Source organism: Roseomonas sp. USHLN139 (genome assembly GCF_037145735.1).
Lineage (GTDB): Bacteria > Pseudomonadota > Alphaproteobacteria > Acetobacterales > Acetobacteraceae > Pseudoroseomonas.
The window spans coordinates 13,297-31,397 of sequence record NZ_JBBCWY010000003.1 but is presented as its reverse complement, the minus strand read 5'-3'; the positions used below and the strand labels follow the sequence as shown (position 1 = coordinate 31,397).

At 73.2% G+C, this 18,101-nt stretch carries 14 protein-coding genes and 1 pseudogene; 12 read left to right on the top strand and 3 right to left on the bottom strand.

The annotated features are described in order from the left end of the window. Positions 1-4: 4 nt before the first annotated feature. On the bottom strand, positions 5-1,195 hold the full coding sequence (locus WFI16_RS10590; RefSeq protein WP_419897806.1) for a CaiB/BaiF CoA transferase family protein: 1,191 nt from the start codon (positions 1,193-1,195) through the stop codon (positions 5-7). A 187-nt stretch (positions 1,196-1,382) separates the two neighbouring features. Between WFI16_RS10590 and WFI16_RS10585 the strand changes: the two genes are divergently transcribed. Both WFI16_RS10585 and WFI16_RS10580 read left to right on the top strand, forming a co-directional pair. Then, complete coding sequence (locus WFI16_RS10585) at positions 1,383-2,120, top strand: SDR family NAD(P)-dependent oxidoreductase (RefSeq protein ID WP_419897805.1); 738 nt, start codon at positions 1,383-1,385, stop codon at positions 2,118-2,120. A gap of 193 nt (positions 2,121-2,313) precedes the next feature. Continuing rightward, positions 2,314-3,663 (top strand): globin-coupled sensor protein, encoded by a 1,350-nt coding sequence (locus WFI16_RS10580; RefSeq protein WP_419897804.1) that lies wholly within the window; start codon positions 2,314-2,316, stop codon positions 3,661-3,663. A gap of 47 nt (positions 3,664-3,710) precedes the next feature. Here WFI16_RS10580 and WFI16_RS10575 read toward each other — a convergent pair whose 3' ends face one another. Beyond that, a complete protein-coding gene (locus WFI16_RS10575; RefSeq protein ID WP_419897803.1) occupies positions 3,711-5,780 on the bottom strand; it encodes a GAF domain-containing protein in 2,070 nt (689 codons plus the stop codon). Between the two features lie 210 nt (positions 5,781-5,990). Between WFI16_RS10575 and WFI16_RS10570 the strand changes: the two genes are divergently transcribed. From WFI16_RS10570 to WFI16_RS10555, 4 genes are all read left to right on the top strand, one after another. After that, positions 5,991-6,389: a (R)-mandelonitrile lyase gene (locus WFI16_RS10570; protein ID WP_419897802.1), complete on the top strand. Its 399-nt coding sequence runs from the start codon at positions 5,991-5,993 to the stop codon at positions 6,387-6,389. A gap of 485 nt (positions 6,390-6,874) precedes the next feature. Then, entirely contained in the window at positions 6,875-7,873 is a 999-nt protein-coding gene (locus WFI16_RS10565) for a TRAP transporter substrate-binding protein (RefSeq protein WP_419897801.1), read from the top strand. 62 nt (positions 7,874-7,935) lie between these two features. Beyond that, on the top strand, positions 7,936-8,457 hold the full coding sequence (locus WFI16_RS10560; RefSeq protein ID WP_419897800.1) for a TRAP transporter small permease subunit: 522 nt from the start codon (positions 7,936-7,938) through the stop codon (positions 8,455-8,457). Further along, entirely contained in the window at positions 8,454-9,758 is a 1,305-nt protein-coding gene (locus WFI16_RS10555) for a TRAP transporter large permease (protein WP_419897799.1), read from the top strand. The genes WFI16_RS10560 and WFI16_RS10555 overlap by 4 nt, the downstream gene beginning before the upstream one ends. A 123-nt stretch (positions 9,759-9,881) precedes the next feature. Here WFI16_RS10555 and WFI16_RS10550 read toward each other — a convergent pair. After that, a pseudogene (locus WFI16_RS10550) lies at positions 9,882-10,064 on the bottom strand (Na+/H+ antiporter NhaA); the annotation flags it as partial. A gap of 67 nt (positions 10,065-10,131) precedes the next feature. On the opposite strand from WFI16_RS10550, the gene WFI16_RS10545 reads away from it, so the two are divergent. From WFI16_RS10545 to WFI16_RS10520, 6 genes are all read left to right on the top strand, one after another. After that, complete coding sequence (locus tag WFI16_RS10545) at positions 10,132-10,584, top strand: hypothetical protein (RefSeq protein ID WP_419897798.1); 453 nt, start codon at positions 10,132-10,134, stop codon at positions 10,582-10,584. 227 nt (positions 10,585-10,811) lie between these two features. Then, a complete protein-coding gene (locus WFI16_RS10540) occupies positions 10,812-13,874 on the top strand; it encodes a glycosyltransferase (protein WP_419897797.1) in 3,063 nt (1,020 codons plus the stop codon). Positions 13,875-13,932: 58 nt separating this feature from the next. After that, positions 13,933-15,672, top strand: a complete 1,740-nt coding sequence (locus WFI16_RS10535) for a hypothetical protein (RefSeq protein WP_419897796.1) — start codon at positions 13,933-13,935, stop codon at positions 15,670-15,672. After that, the gene (locus tag WFI16_RS10530; protein ID WP_419897795.1) at positions 15,669-16,964 is read left to right on the top strand and encodes a polysaccharide pyruvyl transferase family protein; all 1,296 of its coding nucleotides are present in this window, start codon (positions 15,669-15,671) and stop codon (positions 16,962-16,964) included. The genes WFI16_RS10535 and WFI16_RS10530 overlap by 4 nt, the downstream gene beginning before the upstream one ends. Then, the gene (locus tag WFI16_RS10525; RefSeq protein WP_419897794.1) at positions 16,942-17,223 is read left to right on the top strand and encodes an acyl carrier protein; all 282 of its coding nucleotides are present in this window, start codon (positions 16,942-16,944) and stop codon (positions 17,221-17,223) included. Before WFI16_RS10530 ends, WFI16_RS10525 begins: the two co-directional genes overlap by 23 nt. After that, a complete protein-coding gene (locus WFI16_RS10520; RefSeq protein WP_419897793.1) occupies positions 17,220-18,101 on the top strand; it encodes a glycosyltransferase family 2 protein in 882 nt (293 codons plus the stop codon). The genes WFI16_RS10525 and WFI16_RS10520 overlap by 4 nt, the downstream gene beginning before the upstream one ends.

Genomic DNA, 18,101 nt, shown 5'->3' with positions numbered 1-18,101 from the left:
CTCCTCAGCCGGCGGTGCGGATGGCGCCGGAGGCGGCCAGGGCGGCGATGGCGCCGGCGTCGTAGCCGAGCTCGCCCAGGATCTCGGCGGTCTGCGCGCCGAGCGGCTGCGGCACCAGCCGCACCTTCGGCACCTCGCCGTCATAGCGGGCCGGATGCGCCACCAGCGTCACCGGCGCGCCGGCGGCGCCGTCGAGGGTGGCGAAGGCGCCCAGATGCTGCAGCTGCGGGTCGTCGGGCAGGTCGTCGTAATCCTGCACCGGCGCGTGCCAGATCCGCGCTGCCTCCAGCGCCGGCAGCCAGGCGGCGGTGGGCGCCGTGGCCAGGGTCCGCGTGACCAGGGCAGCGATCTCCTCGCGCCGGGCCAGCGCCTCGGCCTCCGGGATGGCGGCCAGCTCCGCGCAGCCGATCGCCTGGCCGACCACGCCGGGCGGCGACATCGACAGCGCCAGATGCCCGTCGGCGGTCGGATAGATCCCGTAGGGCCCGGCGCTGAACCAGGCGGCGAGGCCGCCCGGCGCGCGCGGCGTGGCGGCGCGGGCGCCGTTCATCCAGGCGGTCAGCGCCTCGGTCTGCAGGTCGAGCGCCGCCTGGAACAGATTGACCTCGACCAGCCGGCCCTGCCCCGTCCGCTCGCGGGCGAAGAGCGCGGCCAGCACTGCCATGGCGTAGATCACCGCGGCATGCTGGTCGACCACCACGGCGCCGGCCGGCGTCGGCGGGCCGTCGGCGCGGCCGCTGCGCGCGGCCAGGCCCGACATCGCCTGCAGCAGCAGGTCCTGCCCCGGCCGGTCGCGATAGGGGCCGCTGGCCCCGAAGCCGGTCGCCGCGGCATAGATCAGCCGAGGATGCCGCTCGCGCAGTTCGGCGGCGCCGAAGCCGAGCTTCTCCATGGTGCCGGGGCGGAAATTCTCCATCACCACATCGGCCGAGGCGATCAGCTTCGCCACCGCCGCGCGGCCCTCGGGGTGCTTGAGATCGACCGAGAGGCTGCGCTTGTTGCGGCCGGTGGTCAGGAAGTTGACGCTCTGCCCGCCGACGAAATGCCCGGCCACCGCCCAGTTGCGGTGGAAGGCGCCCTCGATTGGCTCGAGCGCGATGACGTCGGCGCCGAGATCGGCCAGCACCTGCGCCGCCGCCGGTCCCGCCAGGAAATGGTTGAAGCTGACGACGCGCACGCCGGCCAGGAGGTTCATTGCGGCAATCCCCGGATCCCTGGCCGGCAGCATGGCCGCGCCGTGCCGCGGCGGGCCAATTCGAAGATGGCCGCGGGGTATAATCGCCGCTGATACCCGCCTCCCCTGCCCTGGACGCCGCCGCCGCCGCCGCCGAGACTGCGGCCTGGCGCAGCAGGTGGCGTCGCGCAGCAGGAGGCAGGGAAGAATGGGCACAGTGCTGGTGACAGGGGCGCAGCAGGGCATCGGCCGGGCGATGGCGCTGGCCTTCGCCGCGACCGGCGCGGATGTCGCGGTGAACTACCTCGACGATGCCGCGGCCGCCGAGGCGGTCTGCGCCGAGATCCGCGCCCGCGGCCGCCGCGCCGTGGCGCTGCCCGGCGACGTGCGCGAGGTGGCCACCGCCCGCGCCCTGGTGCGGCAGGCGAGCGAGGCGCTCGGCGTGCCCGAGGTGCTGGTCAACAATGCCGGCATCTTCCCGCGCGTGCCCTTCCTGGAGATGGAGGAGGCGCAGTGGGACGCGGTGCTGGACGTCAACCTGAAGGGCAGCGCCTTCTGCGGCCAGGCGGCGGCGCGGGCGATGATCGAGGCCGGGCTGCCGGGCTGCATCATCAACCTCTCCTCGGGCGCGGTGCGCGGCAATCCGCTGGGCGCGCATTATTCGTCGAGCAAGGCCGGGCTGGTCGGCCTGACCCGCGCCATGGCGCTGGCGCTGGCGCCGCACAACATCCGGGTCAATGCCATCGCCCCCGGCCTGACCGACACCGCGCAGCCGCGCTTCGGCAATGACGAGGGCGAGCTGGCGGAGATGGCGCGCGCCCTGCCGCTCGGCCGCATGGGCCGGCCGGAGGAGATCGCGGCCATGGCGGTCTACCTGGCCTCGGCCGCGGCCGGCTGGATCACCGGGCAGGTCTATCACATCAACGGCGGCAGCTATATGCCGTAATACTTACTTAAACTTTGCGCCTGCCCGTCGAGACGGGTGCCGCCCCAGGGCCAGGGGCGGCGGAGACTGGCGGCGGAGACTGGCAGCGGAGCCGGAGCGGGTAACGCGACGTTCACGAATTTTTGCTTTCATGGGGACGATTTGCTCCGTCCCCGTCCCGCCCGATCGTCCTCCGCCAAAAAAGGCAAAGCCCGTGGCCCCTCATCATGACATCAGCGATCGCCTGCGCTTCCTGGGCATCGACGGCGCCACCCGCAGCGCTCTGGCCGAGTTCATGCCGGTCATCCAGCGCGAACTGCCGGCGATCCTGAAGGGCTTCTACGCGCATCTGGCGAGCTGGCCGGAGCTGACGCGGATGTTCGACGGGCCGGCCTCCACCGCCCGCGCCGAGAAGGCGCAGGCCGATCACTGGACCAAGCTCTTCTCCGGCCGCTTCGACGCCGGCTACACCGAGAGCGTCCGCCGCATCGGCCTGATGCACAGCCGCATCGGGCTGGAGCCGCGCTTCTACATCGGCGGCTATGCCTTCATCCTGAACCAGCTCTATGCCGCGGCCTGCCGCACCCATGCCAGCCGCCTGAACCCCGCCGCCGCCCAGGCCAAGACGGCGGCGCTGCTGCGCGCGCTGAACCAGGCGGCGATGCTGGACATGGACCTGGCCATCTCCATCTATCTCGAGGAGAACAAGGCCACCTTCGACCGCAAGATCGGCGGCCTGTCGGAATCCTTCGAGAGCCGCGTCGGCCCCCTGGTCGGCGAGGTGGCCAGCCAGGCCGCTGCGCTGAAGGGCGCCGCCGAAACCATGAGCAGCACCGCCCGCCAGGCGGCGCAGCAGGCCGGCCTGGTCGCCAATGCAGCGCGCGACGCCGCCGGCGGCGTCAACACCGTCGCCGCCGCGGCCGAGCAGCTGTCGAGCTCGGTCGACGAGATCTCGCGCCAGGTCGCGCATTCCTCGGCCATGACGCAGCAGGCGGTGGAGACCACCCACCGCACCGACGGCTTCGTCCGCGCCCTGGCGACCGGCGCGCAGAAGATCGGCGAGGTGGTCGGGCTGATCGACACCGTCGCCGCCCAGACCAATCTCCTGGCGCTCAATGCCACGATCGAGGCGGCCCGCGCCGGCGAGGCGGGCAAGGGCTTCGCCGTCGTGGCTTCCGAGGTGAAGTCGCTGGCCGGCCAGACCCGCTCGGCGACCGAGGTGATCGGCCAGCAGGTCAACGAGATGCAGGCCGCCACCCGCGACGTGGTCGAGGCGATCGGCGGCATCACCGCGGCCATCAACGAGCTGAACAAGGTCGCCACCGCCATCGCCGCCGCGGTCGAGCAGCAGGGCGCGGCGACGCGGGAGATCTCGCGCAGCGTGCAGGAGACCGCGGCCGGCACCCGCCAGGTCACCGAGAACATCTCCCGCGTCGGCGAGGGGGTGCAGCAGACCGGCGAGGCCGCCGCCCAGGCGCTGCGCGTCGCCGAGAACCAGGAGCGCCAGGCCGCCAACCTGCGCCACGAGGTCGCCGCCTTCGTCCAGCAGATCCGCGCCGGCTGAAGCAGACGGGGGCGCGGCGGGATGCAGCGCCCGCCGGACAAGCCAGGCTAGATCGCCTGCACCTCGTCCAGCGGCGCCACCAGCTCGACCTGCAGGCCGCCGGGCAGGAAATCGAGCCGGGTGCCGCCCTCGCCGACCAGGCCGCGGCCGATCAGCATCGAGCCGAAGCCGCGCTGGGCCGGCGGCGTCACCGGTGGCCCGCCGCTTTCCTGCCAGGTGACCACCAGCTCGGCCGCCGCGCCCGCGCCGCGCACCGTCCAGCGCAAGGCGACCCGCCCCTCATCCCGCGAGAGCGCGCCATATTTCAGCGCATTGGTGCCGAGCTCGTGCAGCAGCAGCGACACGCCCTGGGCGCAGCGCGGCCCCAGCGACACGGCCGGACCCTGGATGCACAGCCGGTCGCGCTGGCCGATCAGCCCGGCCACCTGCTCGGCCACGGCGTCGAGCGACGCCGCCCGCCACTGCTCCTGCAGCAGCACGGCATGCGCCGCGCCCAGCGCCTGGATGCGGCTCTCCAGCGCCTCGACCGGCGCGCGCGGCGTCACGCCCCGCAGCGTCTGCGCCGCGATCGCCTGCACCATCGCCAGGCTGTTCTTCAGCCGGTGGCTCAGCTCCTGGTTCAGCACCGCCTGCACCGCCTCGCCGCGCAGCCGTTCGAGGGCGGCGTGGCAGCGGTCGGCGACGCCGCGGGCGAAGTCGATCTCGCCCTGCGACCAGCGCCGCGGCTGGCCGTCCTGCACGAAGAGCGCCGCCGTCAGCTCGCCGCGCTGCCGCAGCGGCACGGTGACCTGGGCGCTCACGCCGATGGCGGCGAAGCCCGCCCGGTCGGCGGCGGGAATCGCGCTGGCCTCGCGGTCGGCCATGACCGCGACCTGGCCGGCGGAGAGCTGCGCCACCAGCCCGGGAAAGCCGGCGATCGAGCGGCGCCCGGCCAGGCTCGCCGTCCCGGCCGCCTCGGGGGCCACCCAGTCCTGCTGCAGCAGCGCGGTGCCGGCGCGCAGGTCGAACTCGGCATAGCCGGCGCGCAGCGCGCCCAGCGCCTCGCCCAGCGTCGTCGTGGCCGCCTGCGCCACCTCGGCGGCGGTGCCGGCGTCGCGCAGCGCGTCGCCCAGCGCCACCGTCGCCGCCAGGCGGATCTGGTCCAGCTTGCGCTCGGTGATGTCGTGCACCGTGCCGAACATGGCGACCACCCGGCCGGCCTCGTCGCGCTGGAAGACGGCGCGGCGGCTCAGCCAGCGCAAGGCCCCGTCATCGGCCCGGTGGATGCGGTATTCGACATCGCCCTCGGCCGAGCCATCGCTGCGGCTGGCCGCGCTGGAGCGGCGGGCCCGGTCGGCCGGCAGCACCAGCTGCTCCAGCACGGCGGCGTCGTAGCCGGGCCGCTCGGCCAGGCCGAACAGCCGGCAGAACTCGGCCGAGACCTGCATCCGGCCGCTGCCCACCGCCATCTCGAAGGTGCCGATGCCGCCCGCCTCCTGGGCGATGCGGGCCCGGGTCTCCGCCTCCAGCGCCAGGCGGCGCTCGGCCTCGCTGCGCGCCGCGCGCTGGCTGGCGGCGGCCTTGGCGCGGCTGGCGGCGACGGCGAGGCGGCCGCGATCCTGCGCCGCGCCGCGCAGTTCCAGCAGCGCCATCACCTGCCCCGCCAGCGCCTGGAGGGCGAATTCCTGGTCGGCGGTCAGGCCGCCGGGCCGCGGCACCAGGTCGATGACGCAGAGCGTGCCCAGCGCCTGGCCGGCCCGGTTGCGCAGCGGCGCCCCGGCATAGAAGCGCATCCCCCGCGCCCCGGTGACCAGCGGGTTGTCGGCGGTGCGCGGATCGGCCGCCAGATCGGGGATCACCAGCACGCCCTCGCCACGGATCGCATGGGCGCAGACCGCCTGGCCGATCGGCGTCTCGCGGACCTCCAGGCCGATTCGCGCCTTGAACCACTGCCGCTGCTCGGCGACCAGGCTGACCAGGGCGATCGGCGTGGCGCAGAGCCGCGCCGCGAGCTGCACGATGCCGTCGAAGGCGGGCTCCGGCGGCGTGTCCAGCACCGCGCATTCGTCCAGCGCAGCCAGTCGGGCGGCCTCGGCGGCATCAGGCGGAACAGCGGGCAGGGCGACGGCTCTCTTCATGGCTGGCGGGCCGGCGACGCTCCGCCATGCCTTGCCGGGGGCTTGTGGCAGGTCCGGCCACGACCCGCCAGCGAATCCCGGCCCGCCTCCCTGGCTCGCCGGCCTGGCGCAGGGCCGAGGCCGTCCCGGTCCGGCGGGGCACTGGGGAAGACGGCTAACAAGCGCCGGCCGCCCCGCCTAGACTGCGCCCCGGCAAACAGGAGGCCCGCCATGGAGATCTTTCGCAACGGCAGCCGGCCCTCGGATATCGGCCCGGCCGCGTGGTTCACCGGACGGGTCCGTATCGATCCGCTGTTCCAGGCCGGTGATCCCGCCCGCAGCGCCGGCGCGCTGGTCACCTTCGAGCCGGGCGCCCGCACCGCCTGGCACACCCATCCGCTCGGCCAGACCCTGATCGTCACCGCCGGCTGCGGCCGCGTGCAGCGCGAGGGCGGCCCGCTGGAGGAGATCCATGCCGGCGACGTCGTCTGGTTCCCGCCGGGGGAAAGGCACTGGCACGGCGCCGCCCCGGGCACCGCCATGGCGCATATCGCCATCCAGGAGCGCCTCGACGGCAAGGCGGTCGACTGGCTGGAGCCGGTCACCGACGCGGAATACGCCGGCGGCTGAGCCCTCCCCCGGCGCGATGCCGCTGTCGCAGCCGGGCGATCCGCGACGAGACGGCGGGCGGCGGCCGGAAGGGACGGCGCGCCGTCCTCGAGGGGGCCGCGTCGCCGATGCCGCCCCGCCGCTGACCTGTCGGTCGCCGCGTTCCGGGCCGCCCGGAGGCGAGAGCGGTGCGCCACCGCCATGCACCAGGAGCGGCGATCGCCCGCGGCGCCGAGGGCCGCTTTCCATGATCCGATCGGACGGCCGCTTCCCCTGTGTCGCGCCGGCCGTGCCGCGCCGCATCGGCCGCAGGGCCGCCATGGCACGCGCTTTGCTGGTCCGCCCCGATCGAAGCGATGGCGCGACGCCACCGCCCGGGGCCGCACCGCTTCGGCCGCGTGGCGAAGGCATCATGACGGGCCTCGCGCAACAGGGATAGACTGCCCTCCGCAACAACGGCGCCAGGCCGATGCAGCCGGCGCCGAGGCTTCACAGGAGAGACTTGGATGACCACACGTCGTATTCTGATGTCCTCGATGCTTGGCGCGCTGGCGGCGCCGGCGGTGCTGCGCCAGGCCCGCGCGGCGACCGCCCTCGACCTGGCGACCGTCTGGCCGGACGGCAATTTCCATACGCAGAATGCCCGCAAATTCGCCGCCGAAGTGGCCAAGGCGACCGAGGGTGCCGTCACCATCAACGTCCAGGCCGGCGGCGCGCTGGGCTTCAAGGGGCCGGAGCTGCTGCGCTCGGTGCGCGACGGGCTGGTGCCGATGGCCGACGTGCTGAACAACCAGCAGATCGGCGATGCGCCCACGATGGGCATCGAGGGCATCTCCTTCCTGGTCGGCTCCTTCGACGAGCTGAAGGTGCTGCACAAGCACCTGATGCCGGAATACGAGCGGGTGGCGCGGGCCAACAACCAGAAGTTCCTCTACATCGTGCCCTGGCCCACGCAGTACCTGCACATCAAGGCGCCGATTGCCGGCATCGAGGGGCTGCGCGGCCAGCGCATCCGCAGTTCCGACAAGGCGACCGCCGACATGTGCAACATGCTGGGCGCCTCGGGCACCATGATGCCCTGGGGCGAGGTGGTGCCGGCGCTCGCCTCGGGCCGCATCGAGGGCGTCTGCACCTCGGCGACCTCCGGCGTCGACGGCCGCTTCTGGGAATTCCTGAAGGTCGCCTACCGCACCAACCACACCTTCTCCAGCCAGCTGGTCAGCATCAATCTCGATACCTGGGGCGGGATCTCGGCCGCCAACCGCGCCAAGATCGAGGCGGTGGCCAAGGCGATGCAGCCGCAGTTCTGGGACGTCGCTGCCAATGACGACACCACCAGCGCCAGGAAGCTGACCGAGGGCGGCATGCAGGTGCTGTCGGTCGAGCCGCCGCTGCTGGCCGAGATGCGCAAGCGCACCGCCGCCATGAAGGACGACTTCATCAAGCGCGTCCCTGCCTCGAAGCCGATCATCGAGGCCTATCTGCGCGACGTGGGGCGCGCGTGAGCGCTTCCGGCAAATTGCACGCCCCCTCCCGCCCGGTCGGGCGGGGGCAAGGGCTGCTGCAGGTGTCGGACCGGATCGCCGCGGCCAGCGGCGTCTTCGCCATGCTCTGCCTGGTGGCGCTGCTGGTGCTGATCCTGGCCGGCATCGGCCGCGGCCTCCTGGGCAAGATCAACCCGGAATGGAGCGGCGAGATCGAGATCGCCTGGGAGTACAGCGCCTATCTGATGGGCGCCGTCTTCATGTTCGGCGCTGCCGCCGGGCTGCGCGCCGGCTCGCATGTGCGGGTCGCGATCCTGCTGGCGCGCGCCGGGCGCGGTCCGACCTTCGTGCTGGAGATGCTCTCGACGCTGATCGGGCTGTTCGTCACCGGCTTCATGGCCTGGTCGCTGTTCAACTTCACGCTGCGCGCCTTCCGCAACGGGCAGCTGTCGAGCGGCAGCCTGACGCCGCTCTGGATCCCCGACGCCGCGCTGGCGCTGGGGGCGCTGCTGCTGGCGATGCAGATGCTGGTGCGGCTGCTGCGCCTGCTGCTGGGCGAGGCGACCGAGGATGAAAGCCTGAAGGCCGGGAGCGTGACCGAATGACCGCGGTGATGGGCGCGCTGTTCGGCGCGCTGTTCGGCCTGCTGGCCGTGGGCGTCTGGGTCGGCGTCGCGCTGATCGCGACCTCGCTGGTGCTGCTCTGGAGCTTCCGCACCCTGCCCGTCGACCGGCTGCTGGCGCAATACACCTTCAACATCCTGACCACGCCGGAGCTGGTGGCGCTGCCGCTCTTCATCCTGATGGGCGAGTTCCTGTTCCGCACCCGGCTGTCGCGCTCGCTGTTCAACGGGCTCTCGCCCTGGGCCGCGCTGCTGCCGGGGCGGCTGGTGCATGTCAACGTCATCGGCTGCACCATCTTCGCCGCCATCTCCGGATCGTCGGCCGCGACCACCCAGGTGGTCGGGCGCATCGCGCTCGATGAGCTGAACAAGCGCGGCTATGACAAGCGCATCGCCATCGGCAGCCTGGCCGGCGCCGGCACGCTGGGCTTCCTGATCCCGCCGTCGAGCGTGATGATCATCTATGGCGTGCTGGCCGATGAATCGGTGCTGCGGCTGTTCACCGCCGGCTTCCTGCCCGGCCTGCTGCTGGCGGCCTGCTTCATGGGCTGGGTGATGATCCACAGCCGGATGGACCCGACTCTGGTGCCGGCGCCCACCGCCGAGGAGCGCGGCCTCAGCTGGGGCCAGCGCTTCGCCGCCCTGCGCGAGCTGGCGCCGACGCTGTTCCTGATCGTCTGCGTACTGGGCTCGATGTATGCCGGCATCGCGACGCCTTCCGAGGCAGCGGCGGTCGGCGTGCTCGGCGCCGTGCTGGTCAGCGGGATGCAGGGCGAGCTGAGCTGGCCGGTGCTGCGCTCGATCGGCCTCGGCGCCGCGCAGACCTGCGGCATGATCGGCATCATCGTGCTGGGCGCCTCGATCCTGGGCAATGTCGCCGCCATCCTGGGCGTGCCGCGCCAGGTGGCCGAGATCGTCGGCGGCTGGGGCCTGTCGCCGCTGATGCTGATCGTGGCGCTGACCCTGCTCTATTTGGTGCTGGGCTGCTTCCTCGACGGCTTCTCGATGATCGTCATGACCCTGCCGGTGGTGCTGCCGCTGGTGCTGGCGGCCGGCTTCGACAAGCTGTGGTTCGGCATCTACCTGGTGATCGCGGTCGAGATGGCGCAGATCACGCCGCCGGTCGGCTTCAACCTCTTCGTCATCCAGGGGCTGACCAGGGAGCCGCTGAGCACCATCGCCCGCGTCACCCTGCCCTATCTGCTGATCATGATGCTGTTCGTGTTCCTGCTGGTGGTCTTCCCCGGCATCGTCAGCATCATGCCCTCGCTGCTGCTGGGCTGAAGGCGGTCGCTGGACCAGAGGGGCGCCCCCTTTCCGGCGGGCGCCCCTTTTTTCATGCCCGCGAGAAGGCCTGCAGGGCCAGTCCTGCGGCGCGATCCGCCGCACCAGGTCGCCCGGCAGCCCCGCGACCCGCGAGCCGCCCCGGAGGCCAATCGTTGCCTCGGCCTGCAGCAGCGGGTCGGCCGGGAAGGCCAGCAGGGTGATGAACAGGCTCATGGTGAAGCCGATGCCGCAGAGCAGCGCGTTGCCGGCCGGATCGTCTCCCGGCCTGCCTGGGCCGTGGCCGAGGAGGAGCCGGCGCCGCATGGGTGCCGAGCGCCGGGCGGATGGCGCGCCTGTTTCGCGCCGGCGCTGCCCTGGCTAGAAGGCGGCCATGGACAACAGCATGGCCACCAGGCCCTACAGCACGCTGAAGGGCGATGCCTATCGCGCCTATGAGGAACTGCCCTTCGAGGTGCGGCGGGCGCTGCAGGAATCCCTGGTGGATTGGTGCCCGCTGCGCGCCCGGGAATGGCACCAGCATCTGCTGCGCCAGCACCGGCTGCGGCCGGCTCAGGCGGCGAGCTTCATGGTCGAGGGGATCCGCCGGCATGACCAGGCGGAGGTCGCCTCCTTCGCCAGAACCTGGCCGGCCGGGTCTGAGGCCTATCCGCATCTGGCAGCCGGCGCCACGCTGCAGCGCTATGCCGGGCCCGAGGGCATTCCGGAGGCCAAGCCGCTGCGTCTGGCGCCGCCAGAGACGGAGCGGGAGACGAAGCGGGAGAGGAAGGCCGGAAAAAAGCCCAAGCCCACGCCGAAGCGCCGGAACGGCCGTCGCCGCCGCTGAGCCGACGGGGCTTGTCGCAGCGGGTGCCGTGGCAAGGGGGAGCCTCGCTCCATCTCACAAAAATCCGGCCTCGCATCTTGATCGGCTCACCATCGTGCCGCACGATTGGTTAACGAAATTGGTTAAAGAGCGAAGAGGCAACGGCCCGGCCGGGCACAGCCTGCCTGCCCGTGCCCGCAACCCTGGTTGTCAGCCGTCCAGGGTGCCCCGGGAGATTTCGTCTTACTATGGCTTTGCTGACCACCACCGCCGATCCGGAACGCGACCAGAGCATCACCACCCCGCCGGTGTTCGGCGTCTGGACTCTGGCCCCCCAGATGACCGACGAAGCGCTGCAGGTCACGCAGGGTCCGGCGGGGTTGCAGCTGGTCGCCTCAGCGGCAGCCAAGGCCGTGCTGATGACCGCGGAGCTGGCGATCCCGGTCGAGGCAGAGGGCGCCGGCCTGACGCTGACCGTCACCCTGCGCTCGCCGGAACCCCGCCAGCTGCAAGCCGCCCTGCAGCAGGCGCGGCTGCTGCGGATCCGTAGCAAGGGGCGGCATACGGTGCTCCTCACCCTCGGCGGCGACCTGGCGGAGCCGGACGGGGCGGATGGGTTGCGGCTGCGCGCCAGCCTGGCCTGGCCGGCGGCCAAGGGGCAGCATCTGCTGGAGCTGCGCTTCCGCGCCGGCGAGCCGGCATTGACCCTGACCGGTGCCACGCTGGAGGCGACGCCGGCGCCTGCCATGCTGCGCCCGGCCACGGCGCGCTCCAGCCGCCGGCCAGCCGCCGAGCCGGGCCAGGGCCGGCCGTTGCGCGTCGCCGTGCTGACCTGGGAGGTCGGCGACAACCCCTTCGGCCGCGCCCATGTGCTGGCCGACATGCTGGCCCGTCAGCATGGTGTCGAGCTGCTCGGCAGCCACTTCATGCGGGCGGATTCCGGCATCTGGCCGCCGCTGAAGGATTGCGGCCTGCCGGTGCGGTTTTTCCGTGGCGGCGGCGGCATGGCCGCCTTCCTCGCCGCCGCGCAGGCCTTCGCCGAGGGCGTCGAATGCGAGATCGCCTATCTCTCCAAGGCGCGGCTGCCCGGCATGGTGCTGGCGCTGCTGGTGGTGCACCGGCTGGGCTGCCCCCTCGTCCTCGACATCGATGACCATGAGCTGTCCTTCTTCGCCGCGCAGCCGGGGGCGATCGGGCTGGAGGAGATCGACACGGCCGCCGCGCAGGCCGAGGCCACCGGGCTCGACCGGCCGCAGGGCGGCTTCTGGACCGCCGTGGCCGAGGCGCTGATCCCGAGCTTCGAGACCCGCAGCGTCGCCGGGCCGAGCTTGGCCGATCGTTTCGGCGGCATGCTGGTGCGGCATGGGCGGGACGAGGCGGTGTTCCACCCCGATCCGGCCCGCCGCGCCGAGATGCGCGCCCGGCTCGGCCTGCTCGACACCGACCGCGTCATCCTGTTCGCCGGCACGCCGCGCCGCCACAAGGGGCTGGGCCGGCTGGTGGCGGCGATGGCCGCGCTGGCCGATCCGCGGCTGATCCTGGTGGTGGCCGGCTCGGTGCGCGACCGCGACATGGCGCGGGAGCTGATGCCGCAGCCCGGCGCGCGGGTGCGGCTGCTGCCCGACATCGCCTTTGCCGAGCTGCCGGCCATGCTGCAGATCGCTGATGGTGTCTGCCTGCTGCAGGATCTCGACTCCCCGGTCTCGCACTACCAGTCCCCTGCCAAGCTCTCCGATGCGCTGTCGCTCGGCATCCCGGTGGCGGCGACGCCGGTGCCGGCGGTGGCCGAGCTGGGGCGGCAGGGCCTGGTCACGCTGATCGAGGACGAGGCCGGGCTGCAGGACTGGCTGCGCGGCATCGCCGAGGGGCGCGAGGGCGCGGCCGGGCGGCAGCGCCGGCTGGACTGGTTCGGCGCCGAGCTGAGCTACGCCGTCAATGCCGCCCGCGCCGGGCACGCCCTGGCCACCGCGCTGCAGCGGCCGGTGGTCTGGCGCGAGGAATGGACACAGCTGTTCCAGGCGCTGAACCGGCGCTTCGGCAGCACCCTGCCGGAGGCAGCGCCGGCCTGGGCGCAGCGCCCCGCCCGCACCGCGCCGGCGCTGCGCCGCCGGCGGCCCATCGACCTGGTTTGCTTCTGGAAGCAGAACGACACCGGCATCTATGGCCGCCGCCACGACATGCTGCTGAAATACCTCCGCCGCAGCGAGCATGTCGGCACCATCATTCAGTTCGACGCGCCGATGCGGGTCGACCGGCTGCGCAAGGAGCAGGAGGCGGCGCAGGGCTCGCCCTTCCACCATGGCAAGCTGATCGCCGACGCCACCGCGCGCCGCTTCCTGGAGCTTGATGACGAACCGGGGCTGCTGCGCCGCACCTTCGTCCATTCGCGCGAGCGCGGCACCAGCTATCTCGGCCGCGGCCTGCCGCAGCTGGAGGAATACCAGGACTATGTGGCGGGGGTGATCGCCCGGCACTGCACCGGCAATGTCGTGGGCTGGAGCTGGCCGATCGCGCCGCTCTATGCCGACATCGCCGGTGCGCTGGACTTCGACCTGCAGGTCGTCGACCTGGTCGACGACCAGCGCGTCATGGCCACCGACGAGGCGCGCGCGGCCGTCGCCGAGGAGGCCTATCGCCGCACCCTGCAGGGCGCCGGCCTGGTCTTCGCCAATTGCGAGGCGGTGCGCGAGGCCTTCGCGCCGCTGAGCCCGGCGCCGGTCCATGTCGTGCCGAATGCCTGCGAGTTCTACGGCGCGATCGGCGGCCGCCCGGCCGAGCTGGAGGGCATCGATGGCCCGGTGATCGGCTATGTCGGCAATCTGCGCGCCCGCATCGACACCGCCCTGCTGGAATCGATCATCGCCGCGCGGCCCGGCTGGACCTTCGTGCTGATCGGCTCGGCGCATGGCGACAGCGAGATCCCGCGGCTGCGGCGCCATCCCAATGTCAGGCTGCTCGGCCCGAAGGTCTACGAGCAGGCGCTGGGCTATATGCGCTGCTTCGACGTGGCGATCATGCCGCATCTGCGCAACGCCATCAGCGAGCGCATGAACCCGCTCAAGCTCTATGTCTATGTCGCCCTCGGCATTCCCGTCGTCAGCAGCGACGTCGCCAATATCGACGAGCTGCGCGACCGCATCGCGGTCGCCGCCGATGCGCAGGATTTCCTGGCCCGGCTGGACGCCGCGGTGGCGCGGCGCGGCTTCACCGGCCCGAGCCAGCCGCCCTCGCCCGATGCGCTGTGGCCGATCTCCTGGCCGAAGCGCGTGACCGAGATGGTCGGCCTCTGCCAGCAGGCCCTGCTGCGATGACACCGCAGCACCGCGCGACGGCGCAGCATGCCGCCGGCCTCTTGATGACAGTCTGCCCATGACCGCCCCGACGCAGAACGCCCCGGCTGCGCGCCGATCCGGCACCGGCGCCCTCCAGGCGGAGATCGCCGCGATCGAGCAGCTGCTCGCCACCGAAGGCAGCGCGGCGCCCGCGGCCGGCGCCCGCATCCAGGCCGCCCGCGAATGCTGGCCGGGCGAGCTGCGCCCCCGGCTGCTGCAGGGCGGCTGGCTGGAAGCGTCCGGCCAGGCCGAGGCGGCGGCCGAATGCTACGCCACGGCCTGCGCCGAGCATCCCACCAGCCCCTGGCCGGCGCTGCGGCTGGTCGACCTGCTGCTGCAGCTGCGCCGCGCCGAGCCGGCCTGCCGCTGGTTCCGCGAGCGGGTCTGGGCCAGCAAGGTGCCCGAGCCGACCCGGCTGCGGCTGCTGTCGCAGACCACCGCCGCGCTGCAGGACCCGGCCGCGCGCGAGGCGCATCTGCGCGGCCTGCTGCGCCAGGATGCGGAGGACCGTTTCCCGCTCTCCAAGCTCGCTTTGCTGCGCTTCCGTCAGAAGGACCGCGCCGGGGCGGATGCGCTGTTCGCCGAGGCCGCGGCGCTTGGCCCGATCACCGACGAAGCGCTGCAGGTGCAGCTGGAGCTGCATTTCGCCGCCGCCCGCTTCGCCGAGGCCTATGCCACGGCGCAGGATCTCTGCGCCCGCCATCCGCAGCGGGTGGAATACGCCCGCCGCGCCATCCAGGCGGCGCTGTTCCTGGATCGCACGGAGGAGGCGGTGGCCCTGCTGGAGGCCGCGCTGCAACGCTGGCCCGGGGATTGGCTGCTGCTGTTCCGCTACAATCGCTGCCCGCTGCCCGGCGCCGCCGACCGCGCCCTGTTCGCCGCCCTGTCGGAACGGCGGCCGGCCATGGCCGGCCAGGATCGCTGGCTGTTCCAATACGCCCTGGCCAGCCTGCGGCACGAGGCCGCCGCGGACGCCGTGGCCAGGGTGCGGCCGCTGGTGGGCTCGGCGACGACCGGGCACATGGCCGGTCCGCTCGACGCGGCGCTGGCGGCGCAGCCGCTGGATTGCTGGTCGAACCCGCGCGGCGTCAGCAATGCCTGCGACGATGACGTCCAGCTGTTCCGCCAGCCCGGCGCGGTGGCCACCGTGATCCTGTTCTCCAGCGTCGCCGGCGGGCTCGGCTACCTGCCCTTCGGCATGGCCGACGGGCTGCTGCGGCAGCGCCCGGTGCATGTGCTGTATCTGCGCGACCGCAACCACCGCGCCTTCACCAGCGGCGTGCAGGGCCTCGGCCCCGACCATGCGGCGATGGTCGCGGCCCTGCGGCGGATGACACAGCCGCTCGGTGTGCCGGTGGTCACCATGGGATCCTCCATCGCCGGCGTCGCCGCCATCCGCGCCGCCGCCGCGATGCCGGCCAAGGTGGCGATCTCCTTCGCCGGGCCGGTCAATCTCGGCCAGGACATGACCGAGGAGGAGGCGGCCCCGGCCGGGGCCCCCAGCGGCACGCGGGCCGCGCTGTTCAGCCATTTCACCGGGGCGGAGGCCGACATAGTGGCGACCCTGCGCGCCCATCCTGGCCTGACGGTGCACCAGTGCTTCGGCACCGGTTTCGAGCCCGACGTCGCCGCCGCGCGGCTGCTGCAGCCGCTGCCCAATGCGGTGCTGCACCCCGAGCCGGGCTGCGCCGACCATTTCACCATCGAGCACGCCATCGCCAGCGGCAACTTCTTCACCATTCTCGATGCCGCGCTGGCCGGGGCGGCGGCGCCGTGAGCACGACACGCGGCACCATCCTGGTCTCCGGCATGTTCGACATGAACAATTACGGCGACCTGCTGTTCCCGCTGGTGGCGCAGCAGCGCCTGGCCGAGGCCGGCTACGCGCTGCAGCCGGTGGCGCCGGCCGGCGGCCGGGCGGATTTCGCCGACGCCCTGCCCTGCCTCGACATCGCCGCGATGCTGGACGCCGGGGGGGCGCCCGCCGCCGGCATCCTGATCGGCGGCGGCTACATCATCCACGCCCATTCGCTCGCCTTCCTCGACCACTATGCCGGCGAGGGGCTGGGCAGCTGGTGCGGCGCCGGGCTGTGGCTGGGCGCGACACTGGCGGCGGCGCTGCGCGACGTGCCGCTGGCCTGGAACGCGCCCGGGGTGCCGCATCCCTTCTCCGCCCGGCAGCAGCGCCTGGTCGACGCCGCGCTGCGCGCCGCCTCCTATGTCTCGGTGCGCGACGCGGGCAGCCGGCGGCTGCTGGACCCGCAGGGCGCGGCCGATGTCCCGGTGGTGCCCGACCCGATCGCCGGCCTGCCGCGGCTGTGGCCGCGCGCCGCGCTGGCCGCCGATTACCGCGCGCTGCTGGCGCGCAAGGGCGTGCCGCCGGAGACCCGGCTGCTGGCCCTGCATCTGCGCAACCGCTCGATCGCCGGGCTCGACCATGACACGATCGCCGCCTCCCTGCGCGACTTCGCCGCGGCGCAGGGGCTGCTGCCGATGCTGGTCGCGGTGGGCGAGAGCCATGACGACCCGGCGGTGGCGCGGCAGCTGGCGGCGCGCATGGGCGGCCCGGTGCTGATGCTGGACGATCCGGCCAGCCTGCGCGAGATCACTGCCGCGCTGGCGCACAGCGCGCTCTATGTCGGCGCCTCGCTGCACGGCTACATCGTCGCCACCGCCTATGACGTGCCGGGCGTGCTGGTGGCGCGGCCACGCTACAACAAGTTCGCCGGCTTCCTCGCCCATGCCGGGCGGCCGCAGGACCTGGCGCAGGACTGGGCGCAGGCGCTGCGCCTGGCCGCGGCGCGCCGGCCGGACGAGGGCGCGCTGCTGCCCGCGGCCCTGGCCGCCGCGCTGGACACGCATTGGGCGCGCGTGGCCGCGGCCTTCGCCGCCGGCCCCGCCGCCCGGGCGGCGCCGCGCCAGGCCTTCGCCACCGCGCTGCTGCGCGAGGCGGTCGCCGCCGAGGGCCCGGCCTGGGCCATGGCCCCCTTCCTGAACCGCCGTATGCGCCGCCCGCCGGCTCCACAGACCCACCGAGAGACCGATGATGGACCAGCGCCTGCCCTGTGACCAAGCCACGCTGCGCGACTGGATGGTCGCCTATATCGGCGGGGTGCTGACCCTGCCGGAGGGCGTGCCCACCGCCGCCACCTTCGACAGCTACGGCTTCGACAGCGTCGAGGCGGTGGTGATGGCGGGGGTGATGGAGGAGGAGTTCGGCGTGCAGGTGGACCCGGTGCAGCTGCTCGAGCATCCGAGCATCGACGCCTTCTGCGCCGCCTTCGCCAGCGACGGCACCGGCCCGCTGCCGGCGGAGCCCGCCGCGTGACCGCCCCCGCGGTGTCGATCGTCCTCGTCTGCTACGAGATGGGGCGTGAGCTGCCGCGGACGCTGCGTTCGCTGACCCCGCCCTACCAGACCGGGCTGGCGGCGGGGGCACTGGAGATCCTCGTGGTCGACAATGGCTCGCGCCAGCCGCCCGGGCCGGCGCTGGCGGCCGGGCTCGGCGCCACGATCCGCTTCCTGCGCCAGGCGGCGCCCGGCGCCTCGCCGGTGGCGGCGGTCAACACCGGCCTAGCGGCGGCGCGCGGCGGGCTGGTCGGCGTCTGGATCGATGGCGCGCGCATGGCCTCGCCCGGGCTGGTCGCCGCCTGCCTGGCGGCGGCGCGGCTGCATCCGCGCCCGGTGATCGCCACGCTGAACTACCAGCTCGGCCCCGCGCTGCAGTTCGACAGCGCCCGGCACGGCTACGACCAGGCGGCGGAGGACCGGCTGCTGGAGGGCATCGGCTGGCCCGCCGATGGCTACCGGCTGTTCGACATCGCCACCAGCGAGCTGCGCGCCGGCCCGGCCGGGCCGATGCTGGAGAGCAACGCGCTGTTCCTGCCGCGCGCGCTCTGGCAGGAGCTGGGCGGCTACGACCCGGCCTTCACCGAGCCGGGCGGCGGCGTGGTCAACCCCGACACCTATCTGCGCGCCTGCGCGCTGCCGGGCACGCAGCAGATCCGCGTGCTGGGCGAGGCCACCTTCCACCAGATCCATGGCGGCGTCTCCACCAGCACCCCGGCCGCGGCCATGGCGGTGCTGCAGCAGGGCAGCCGGCTCTACCTGCGGCGGCGCGGCCGCCCGCTGCGCACCCTGCGCGACCCCGGCTGGCTGTTCGATGCCCGCCAGGGCGCCTGCCTCGCCACGCTGCCGAGAGCATAA